The organism is Corallococcus terminator (genome assembly GCF_003611635.1).
In the GTDB taxonomy this organism is placed as follows: domain Bacteria; phylum Myxococcota; class Myxococcia; order Myxococcales; family Myxococcaceae; genus Corallococcus; species Corallococcus terminator.
Genome location: NZ_RAVZ01000391.1, coordinates 1 through 8,124, shown reverse-complemented (window position 1 = coordinate 8,124; position 8,124 = coordinate 1). Strand labels below are relative to the sequence as shown.

Below are 8,124 nucleotides of genomic sequence, written 5' to 3'. Positions count from 1 at the left end.
CGCCCGCCCCGGAGCCCGCCGCCGTGACGACCCCGAACCTGGAATGCACCCTGAGCGCCCCCGCGACGGCCCGCGTGGGCGAAAGCGTGGAGGTCCTCTTCCAGCTCACCAACCGCTCCGCTCAAGCCCTCTGGGTCCTGAAGTGGCAGACGCCGCTGGAGGGCATCCTGGGCACCGTGTTCCAGGTCACCCGCGACGGAACGGAGGTGGAGTACCAGGGCCGCATGGTGAAGCGCGCCGCCCCTTCCGCCTCCAGCTACGAGGCCATTGCCCCGGGCGCGACAGTGGAGAACCGCGTGGAGGTGACGCAGTCCTATGACTTCAAGAAGCCGGGCACCTACCGCATCACCTTCCGCGACGAGCTGATGGACGTCGCCACCCGCCAGGAGGACGTGCCCCGCCTGAACGGCGACTACAAGTCCACCCCGGTGAAGTGCGCCCCGGTGGACGTGACCCTCACCGCGCGCTGACGGCCTGCTCCCGGATTTCCCGGGAAGCGGGTGTCCTGCTTCAAGCGGGCAGGCATTGTCCCCCTCCTCAGGCGGGCCCGGGCGCGATACACCTGGGCCCACCATGGCGGACACCTCCTCGATCCACATCCCGACGGTCGACCTCGCGGACCTCGCGTCGGGCGAACCGGCGCGCCTCGAACGCGCCGCGGCGGCACTGCGCGAGGCCTTCGGCGTCTTCGGCCTCGTGTTCGTGAAGAACCACGGAGTGGACGCACCGGCGCTGGAGCGCTTCTACGACGCGTTCTCCGCGTTCGTCGCCCTCCCCGAAGCCGTGAAGCGCCCCCTGGGCCGCGCGGACCTCTGGTACCAGCGCGGGTGGACGCCTCCGAACACGGAGGTCGCCGTCGCCGGCAACGGGCAGCCGGACTTCAAGGAGTGCTACTTCGCGGCGCCCACGCCCAACGACGCGCAGTCCGCACTGGAGTTCCCGGAGCTGTACCCGGAGAACATCTGGCCCGACTCCGCGCCGCCGTACTTCCAGGACGGCCTGCTCACCATGGGCCGCGCGCTGCACGAGGCCGGGCTCAAGCTCCTGCGCGGCTCCGCCCTGGCGCTGAACCTGCCGGAGACCACCTTCACGGACTTCTGCGACCGCGCGCCCCACGTCACGCGCGCGCTCCAGTACCTGCCCCTGGGCCCGTCCCAGGTGAACACCGGCATCCTCTGGGGCGAGGAGCACACGGATTTCAACCTGCTCACGCTCCTGCCCGGGGGCCGGTTCCTGGACCCGGAGGGCCGCCCGGCGCCGAAGCCGGATGACAAGAGCGGCCTGTACCTGCGCACGCGCGCGACGCCGGACGCGCCGCAGGGCCTGATGGTGCGCGGCACCGCGCCCGCGGGCTGCATCGTGGCGCAGGTGGGCCAGCAGTTGGAGATCCTCACCGGCGGCACGTTCCTCGCCACGCCGCACGTCATCACCGCGCCGGGCGTGCCGGGGTGGCAGCGCCAGTCCGCCGCGCACTTCATGCACGTGCACACCAGCACGGTGCTCTTCCCGCTGCCGGGCTTCCGCACGCCGGAGGCAGTGGGCAACTACGCGCCGCCGGTGCTCGCGGGCACGTACGACATCAAGACGCTGGTGGACATCGGCCTCGCGCCGCCCGCCGCGCTCGACAAGCTGGGCTACCGTCACTACGACCGGCTCAACCGGATGCGCGCTACCTCGTAGGCCCGGAGAGGTTCCAGGCGGGAGTCGCCACGCGTTGTGGCTGGCGGAGCTGGACGGGCTGCGTTACAGCGCGACTCCAGCATGGCCAACGCGCTCAGCACGTCCGTCTTCCGTCACCGCGACTTCCGGCTGTATCAAATCGCCCGTCTGTGCGCGGTGCTCGCGGTGCAGATTGAGTCGGTGGCCATCGGCTGGCAGGTGTACGAACTCACCGGCAGCGCGCTCGCGCTGGGCTACACGGGACTGGCGCAGTTCGTCCCCTTCCTCGCCTTCAGCCTCCTGGGCGGGCAGGTGGCGGACCGCTTCGACCGCCGCCGCATCCTGGCCATCTGCCAGGGCGTGATGCTGGTGTGCAGCCTGCTGCTGCTGTCCTTCACGCTGGGCCACGTCACCGACGTGCGGTTCGTCTACGGCGTGCTGGTGCTGTTCGGCACCGCGCGGGCCTTCTACGCCCCCGCGGGCTCCGCGCTCACGCCGTACCTGGTGCCCCCCGAGGAGCTGACGCGCGCGGTGGCGGTGAACTCCACCACGTGGCAGGTGGCCACCATCGCGGGCCCCGCCGTGGGCGGACTGCTCTACGGGTGGCTGGGCGGCAAGGGCGTCTACATCGCGTCCGCGTCGCTGTGCGCGCTCACGGTGGGGTGGATCCTCTCGCTCAAGGTCCGCACGGGCAGCGCGTCGCGAGAGCCCATCTCGCTGGCCACGCTCGTCGCGGGCCTCCGGTTCGTGAGCCAGAAGCGCCTGCTGCTGGGCAGCCTCACGTTGGATCTCTTCGCCGTGCTGCTGGGTGGCGCGGTGGCGCTGCTGCCCATCTACGCGCGCGACGTGCTGCAGACGGGGCCCTTGGGCCTGGGCCTGTTGCGCAGCGCTCCGGCCGCGGGCGCCGCGGTGGTGGCGGTGCTGCTCGCGTTCCGTCCCCTGGGCGGCCATGCCGGGTGGAAGATGTTCGGCGCGGTGGCGGTGTTCGGCGCGGCCACGCTGGTGTTCGGCCTGAGCACGTCGCTGCCCCTGTCGCTCGTGGCGCTCGCCATCGGTGGGGCCGCGGACATGGTGAGCGTGGTGGTGCGCCACACGCTGGAGCTGGTCTCCACGCCGGACGACATGCGCGGCCGCGTGGGCGCGGTGAACATGATGTGCATTGGCGCTTCCAACGAGCTGGGCGAGTTCCGCGCGGGCTCGCTGGCCGAAGCGCTGGGCGCCGTGCACGCCGTGGTGATTGGCGCCGTGGGCACCCTCGTCGTCGTGGGCCTCTGGGCGTGGCTCTTCCCCGAGTTGCGCAACGTGGACCGGCTGGAGTCCGCCGCGCACCGGCCCACGCCCGAGCCCAAGCCCGCCAACTCCGCGCCCTCCGTGTAGCGGCCCGAGCCTGCACGTGAAGCCCTTGGTCCTCCGAGCATTGAACGCGGCGTGAGGGAGCTGTTGCCTGGGGGGCAACGCCCGGGTCCGCCGCTGTAGCGCGAAAGGACACAACCGGGTGCGCCTGGCCCCCGCGTTCCGAGTGCGCCGCAGGGACGGCATGGTCCGTGCTTCGTGGCAGGCCCCATGGGGTATTACTGGAACGTGATGGCACTCACCGTGGGAGTGGTCTTCTGCTTCGTCTTGGGCCGGGCCCTGTTCGAGAGCGTTGAACCGGCCCCCGCCGTCGCGCGGGTGAAGCCCCCGGCAGCAGCGCCGGCCTCGCCCGTGCGCCATGCGGACGCGGGCCACCTCCCTCGCAAGTAGGGCCCCGACTCCGGCGGCATTTGCGATGATGCGTGCCCGGTGAGCGCGACGGGCACCCTCCTCTTCCTGCTGCTCTGGGCGGTGCTCCTCGCGGGGGCGCTGTCCATCGTCGTGTCCACGCTGCGCACCGGCGCGCCGCCCATGCCCAGCCCGCCCCGGGTGCGGCGGGCCCTGCTCGCGATGCTTCCGCGCGACCTGACGGGCACCGTGCTGGAGCTGGGCGCGGGCTGGGGAGACCTGGCCTTCCCCCTGGCCGACCGCTGCCCCCAGGCCCGCGTCATCGCCTACGAGCGCTCCTGGCTGCCCTTCCTCTTCATGCGCCTGCGCATGCGGTTCTTCCCGCGCGCGAACCTCACCCTGCGCCGCCAGGACTTCTTCCGTGCGTCCTTCCAGGACGCAAGTTGCGTCCTCTGCTACCTGTCGCGGGGCCACATGACGCGCCTGGCGCCCCGCTTCGCGGCCGAGCTGCCCGAGGGCGCCCTCATCCTCAGCCACACCTTCTCGCTCCGGGGGTGGACGCCCGCGCGCACCGTGCGGCTGGACGACCTGTACCGCACCCCCGTGTACCTCTACGTGGTGCCACCCCGGGAACAGGCCCGGTAGAGTCCCCCGCCGGGCCCGCCCCTTCGTTCCACCCTTGCCGTGAGAGACGCGACGCGATGAGTGACTTCCAGTTCCAGGACATGCTGCCGCTCGGCAAGGACGAGACGCCCTACCGGTTGCTCACGAAGGAGCACGTCTCCGTGCTGGAAGCCGGCGGCCGGTCCTTCCTCCAGGTCGCGCCGGAGGCCCTCACGTTGCTCACCCGCGAGGCCATGCGGGACATCTCGCACCTGCTGCGCCCCGGGCACCTCCAGCAGTTGGCGAACATCCTCCAGGACCCGGAGGCGTCGAAAAACGACCGCTTCGTGGCGCTGGAGCTGCTCAAGAACGCGAACATCGCCGCGGGCGGCGTGCTGCCTTCCTGCCAGGACACCGGCACCGCCATCGTGATGGGCAAGAAGGGCCAGTACGTCCTCACCCAGGGCGGCGACGAGGCGGCCATCTCCCGGGGCGTGTTCGACACGTACCTCACGTCGAACCTGCGCTACTCGCAGATGGCGCCGCTGGACATGTACCGGGAGGTCAACACGGGCAACAACCTGCCCGCGCAGATCGAGCTCTACGCCACCGACGGCGACGCCTACAAATTCCTCTTCATGGCCAAGGGCGGCGGCTCCGCGAACAAGAGCTACCTGTTCCAGGAGACCAAGGCGGTCCTCAATCCGCAGAGCCTGCTTACGTTCCTGGAGACGAAGATCCGCTCGCTGGGCACCGCCGCGTGCCCGCCGTACCACCTGGCCATCGTGGTGGGCGGCACGTCCGCGGAGTTCGCGCTGAAGACGGCCAAGTACGCCTCCGCGCGCTACCTGGACTCGCTGCCCACCGAAGGCAACGCCCTGGGCCGCGGCTTCCGCGACGTGGCGCTGGAGCAGGAGGTGCTCAAGCTCACCCAGCGCACCGGCATCGGCGCGCAGTTCGGCGGCAAGTACTTCTGCCACGACGTGCGCATCATCCGCCTGCCCCGCCACGGCGCGTCCTGCCCGGTGGCCATCGCCGTCTCCTGCTCCGCGGACCGTCAGGCCCTGGGAAAAATCACGCGCGACGGCGTCTTCCTGGAGGCCCTGGAGACCGACCCCGCGAAGTACCTGCCGGAGGCGAAGGACACGGACCTGTCCGACGACGTGGTGAAGCTGGACTTGAACCGCCCCATGAGTGATTTGCGCGCGGAGCTGTCGCGCTACCCCATCAAGACGCGCCTGTCGCTGTCGGGCTCGCTGGTGGTGGCGCGCGACATCGCGCACGCGAAGCTCAAGGAGCGCCTGGACCGGGGCGAGGGCATGCCCCAGTACATGAAGGACCACATGGTCTACTACGCGGGCCCGGCGAAGACGCCGGAGGGCTACGCGTCCGGCTCCTTCGGCCCCACCACCGCGGGCCGCATGGACGCGTACGTGGATCAGTTCCAGGCGGAGGGCGGCAGCTTCGTGATGCTCGCCAAGGGCAACCGCTCCCCGGCCGTCACCGAGGCCTGCAAGAAGCACGGCGGCTTCTACCTGGGCTCCATCGGAGGCCCGGCGGCCCGGCTCGCCAAGGACTGCATCACCAAGGTGGAGGTGCTGGAGTACGAGGAGCTGGGCATGGAGGCCGTGTGGAAGATCGACGTGGTCGACTTCCCCGCCTTCATCGTCGTGGACGACAAGGGCAACGACTTCTTCGCGAACATCAACAAGCCGTCCGCGAAGAAGGCCTGACGCGCCGGAGTCCCTTCCGGCGCGCGGGGTTCAGTCGAACTCGAGCGCGCGCTGGAAGTCCGCCGGGTTGGAGGCCGCGCTCTGCGCTGTCTCCAGCGTGATGTCCCCGGCCCGGTACAACTGGGTCAGGTGCTGGTCGAAGGACTGCATGCCGAACATGTCGCGGCCCTTCTCGATGACGTCCTTCAATTCGCTGGCGCGGTCGTCGCGGATGTACTGCTCCACCGTCTTCGTCTGCACCATGATCTCCAGCGCCACCGTGCGGCCCTTGCCGGTGGCCCGCGGCAAGAGGCGCTGGGAGATGGTCGCCTTGAGGCAGTCCGCCAGGCGCATGCGCACCATGGTCTGCTCTTCGGCCGGGAACACCGACACCAGGCGGTTGATGGTGCGCGACGCGTCCGTGGTGTGCACCGTGGACAGCACCAGGTGTCCCGTCTCCGACGCCTTCAGCGCGATGTCGATGGTCTCCGTGTCGCGCATCTCGCCCACCAGGATGACGTCCGGGTCCTGACGCAGCGCAGCTCTCAGCGCGATGGCGAAGTTCTGCGTGTCCGGCCCAATCTCCCGCTGGGAGATGGAGGACTTCACGTTCTTGTAGATGAACTCGATGGGGTCCTCGATGGTGAGGATGTGCAGGCTCTCCGTGTGGTTGATGTGGTTGATCATCGACGCCAGCGTGGAGCTCTTGCCGGACCCCGTCGCCCCCGTCACCAGCACCAGCCCGCGCTCGTTGCCGGCGATCGTCTTGAGCACCTGCGGCAGGCCCATGCCGTCGATGCTGGGAATCTCGTCCGGGATGATGCGCAGGATGCAGGCGAGCGAGCCCCGCTGCCGGTAGATGTTCACGCGGAAGCGCGCCACCCCCGGAAGGCTGTAGGACGAGTCGCACTCCTGCACGCTGTCCACCTGCGCCTTCATCAGCGGATCATTCATCACGTGCAGGGCCACCTGCTTGGTGTGGTCCGCTTGCAGCTTTTCCATCTTCAACGGCCGCAGCACACCATTCACCCGGTAGATGGGGGGATCCCCCGGCCGGAAATGGATGTCCGAAGCCCCGTTCTGGACGCCAACGGTGAGCAGCTTGTTCAGGGTGTTCAGATCCAGGGTGATGCCTCGCACGTCACGGAGGGAGCGGAGGATTCTAGGAGAAGGCGCTCGATTCTCTCCAGGATTGCAGTGTGGGAAGCATTCTCCCAGCCCTGCTGTATTGATTCTCCCCGTAAAACCAGGAAGGCGAGTACCCCAGGGGATGGTGGAACTGTCCTCGACTGCTCACCAGTGGCCTTCCAGCCTGCCCAGATGGCCCGGATGCCCTGCCTGGAGGCCATGGCGAACATCCGGGCATGAACGCACGAACCGAGCAGGCCGCTGGATACGAAGAGATGTCCTCCGCCGACTTCGCCGCCCTGGAGGTGTGGGATCCCACGCAGGTGGTCATCACGCCGCGCATGGCGGCCCGGCTGTGGTTGCAGACGAGCCTGCGGCTGACGCGGGCCCAGAAGGAACTGCACGACGCCATCTTCGGCAACGACGGCACCGATGAGGCGTTGGATCGCTTCGCCAGCGCCCGCGCGGAGCTGGACTCGGCGGAGGCGTGGGCCCTGCACGTGTCCCGCAACATTCCCCGTCATCGCTAGCGGAACGTCCCCCCTCAACCCAACCTTCAACCCTTCCCCCCGGAAGTGACGCATGGGTGGCGGCGGGACGGACGCGGGCAGGAGCCCGTTTCCGCCCCGTCGTCACCCGTCGTCGTTTCGGGGCAGGCGTGAGGCGGGAGCTACTCGTCCTTGCGCGAGGTGCCGCACGGGTTGTTGCCCGGGGGCGAGGACGCGAGCCGCTGGAGCAGGCCGCCCTGGAGTTTCTCCAGCAGGCGTGACAGCTCCTCGAACTCTCCGGGCGAAAGCTGGGCCCGGGCCTCTTCGTCCAGCCACTCCGTGGCGCGCTCCAGGGCCTGGAATTCCTTGCGGCCCGCGTCGGTCGCCTCCAGGCGCACACAGCGGCGGTTCTCCCCCGCGCGGCGCTCCACCAGCCCATCCTCCTCCAGGCGATCCACCAGCCGGCTCACGGCGGGCGCGTCGATGAGCAGCCGCTCCGCGATGACCGCCTGGCTGTGGATGTCCAGCACGAGAATGTATTTCAGCACGAGCAGTTGCATCAGCGGCCGGTCCGTTTGCTCTCCCACCTTCTGGCTGAGGAGTCGGACCACGGCGCGTCGCGTTGATGCCACTTGCTCAGCGAGGGTCATGGGCGTAAGAGATCATTGCATTCGACAACGGTTGTCAATTACATCTTGACCGCGCGCAGGGGCCGGAAGGTGTGTTTGCCACACGCCCACCGGAAAGTCCTGCCGCTCCAGAGTATGGCCACCCCCAGCGCCCTTCTTGTCCTCCTCCTCGCCGCCGCACCCCAGGCGCAGCCTTCCGCGCCC

At 69.4% G+C, this 8,124-nt stretch carries 8 protein-coding genes; 6 read left to right on the top strand and 2 right to left on the bottom strand.

Annotated elements, in window-relative coordinates; all coding sequences use genetic code 11:
* The 5 genes from D7V88_RS35720 to D7V88_RS35700 form a co-directional block, all read left to right on the top strand.
* Nucleotides 1-470, top strand: a 470-nt coding sequence (locus D7V88_RS35720; RefSeq protein ID WP_208726677.1) for a protease, incomplete at its 5' end; no start/stop codon positions are given.
* A gap of 103 nt (nucleotides 471-573) precedes the next feature.
* On the top strand, nucleotides 574-1,680 hold the full coding sequence (locus D7V88_RS35715) for an isopenicillin N synthase family dioxygenase (RefSeq protein WP_120545068.1): 1,107 nt from the start codon (nucleotides 574-576) through the stop codon (nucleotides 1,678-1,680).
* A gap of 81 nt (nucleotides 1,681-1,761) precedes the next feature.
* Nucleotides 1,762-3,036, top strand: coding sequence for an MFS transporter (locus D7V88_RS35710; protein ID WP_120545067.1), 1,275 nt, complete (start codon nucleotides 1,762-1,764; stop codon nucleotides 3,034-3,036).
* Between the two features lie 405 nt (nucleotides 3,037-3,441).
* The gene (locus D7V88_RS35705) at nucleotides 3,442-4,005 is read left to right on the top strand and encodes a class I SAM-dependent methyltransferase (RefSeq protein ID WP_120545066.1); all 564 of its coding nucleotides are present in this window, start codon (nucleotides 3,442-3,444) and stop codon (nucleotides 4,003-4,005) included.
* Nucleotides 4,006-4,061: 56 nt separating this feature from the next.
* On the top strand, nucleotides 4,062-5,696 hold the full coding sequence (locus tag D7V88_RS35700) for a fumarate hydratase (protein WP_120545065.1): 1,635 nt from the start codon (nucleotides 4,062-4,064) through the stop codon (nucleotides 5,694-5,696).
* 30 nt (nucleotides 5,697-5,726) lie between these two features.
* Here D7V88_RS35700 and D7V88_RS35695 read toward each other — a convergent pair whose 3' ends face one another.
* Entirely contained in the window at nucleotides 5,727-6,815 is a 1,089-nt protein-coding gene (locus D7V88_RS35695; protein WP_208726675.1) for a type IV pilus twitching motility protein PilT, read from the bottom strand.
* A 224-nt stretch (nucleotides 6,816-7,039) separates the two neighbouring features.
* On the opposite strand from D7V88_RS35695, the gene D7V88_RS35690 reads away from it, so the two are divergent.
* Nucleotides 7,040-7,333, top strand: a complete 294-nt coding sequence (locus D7V88_RS35690) for an SPFH domain-containing protein (RefSeq protein ID WP_120545063.1) — start codon at nucleotides 7,040-7,042, stop codon at nucleotides 7,331-7,333.
* A gap of 140 nt (nucleotides 7,334-7,473) precedes the next feature.
* On the opposite strand, the gene D7V88_RS35685 is transcribed toward D7V88_RS35690, so the two are convergent.
* Complete coding sequence (locus D7V88_RS35685; protein WP_341870746.1) at nucleotides 7,474-7,902, bottom strand: MarR family winged helix-turn-helix transcriptional regulator; 429 nt, start codon at nucleotides 7,900-7,902, stop codon at nucleotides 7,474-7,476.
* Nucleotides 7,903-8,124 lie beyond the last annotated feature (222 nt).